Raw genomic sequence first — 1,160 nt, forward strand, 5'->3', positions numbered from 1 at the left:
GCAAGCGCCGCAGACGAAAAGGCTCTGGTTCTTGCGGTTGGGTCGTGCTGTGTGTCCACACTTCGAGCAACGCTGGCTTGTCTTCCTCGGATCGACGGTCTCACGCGGCAACCAGCCGCTTCGGCCGTGTATTCGATAAAGTATTTGAGCTGCTCGTAGCTCCACCCATGGTGCCTGCGCCGCTGGCGCTTGCCACGCTGCTTGGTGGTGGAGCGAATGTCTTTGAGGTTTTCCAGCACGATCACGGACCCGTTGCCGGCCATATCTCCGATCCTCCTGGAGAGGACGTGGTCACAATCGCGCCTGAACCGTTGCTGCCGATACCTGACGCGCTGAAGATTGGTCAACGGCCTCGCCTTGAAAGACGAGGCTTGTAACTACACTCGGCCGCAATTCCTCTAGGAGGTTTTGGCTTCAACATGCGTTACGATAGGCCGGTTGACAGGCGGCCCGCTCAGGGCGGGCATGCCACCCTGAGCAAGGTATTTCCAGGTTATGTTCCGGGCGGCGTTGAGGTCCGCGTTGAGCGAAAAGCCGCAAGCGCCGCAGACGAAAAGGCTCTGGTTCTTGCGGTTGGATCGTGCTGTATATCCGCACTTCGAGCAACGCTGGCTTGTCTTCCTCGGGTCAACAGTCTCGACGCGGCAACCAGCCGCTTCGGCCTTGTATTCGAGGAAGGATTTGAGCTGCTCGTAGCTCCACCCATGGTGTCTGCGCCGCTGGCGCTTGCCACGCTGCTTGGTGGTGGAGCGAATGCCCTTGAGGTTTTCCAGCACGATCACGGACCCGTTGCCGGCCATATCTACGATCCTCTTGGAGAGGACGTGGTCACAATCGCGCCTGAACCGTTGCTGCCGGTGCCTGACGCGCCGAAGATGGCGCCTGGCGGAGGCAGTGCCTTTGGCCTGAAGATTGCGTTTGAGCCGGAAATACCGTTTTTCGATTTCCTTCCAGCGAGCTTCGCCCAGGAAGACATTCCCGGCCGTAACCGCTGGGCGGTTGATTCCAAGATCCACGCCGACGGCCTTTCCCGTAGGGGAAAAAGGCTCGTCAGGCAGGGGCAGGACGGAATGCAGCCACCACGTACCGTCTCGGTAAAGAAGGTCGGAGGAGTCGAACTCGACGGCCTTGGCCAGAATGGCCGCGGCATGCGTATTCGC

2 protein-coding genes are annotated in these 1,160 nt (G+C 59.9%); both read right to left on the bottom strand.

The window, feature by feature from the left end; all coding sequences use genetic code 11:
* Nucleotides 1-347: hypothetical protein (locus EOL86_15365; GenBank protein ID NCD26948.1), on the bottom strand; the 347-nt coding region annotated here is incomplete at its 3' end.
* A gap of 51 nt (nucleotides 348-398) precedes the next feature.
* A partial coding sequence (locus EOL86_15370) for a transposase (protein ID NCD26949.1) occupies nucleotides 399-1,160 on the bottom strand: 762 nt, incomplete at its 5' end.

It is taken from the genome of Deltaproteobacteria bacterium (assembly GCA_009930495.1).
In the GTDB taxonomy this organism is placed as follows: Bacteria; Desulfobacterota; Desulfovibrionia; order Desulfovibrionales; family Desulfomicrobiaceae; genus Desulfomicrobium.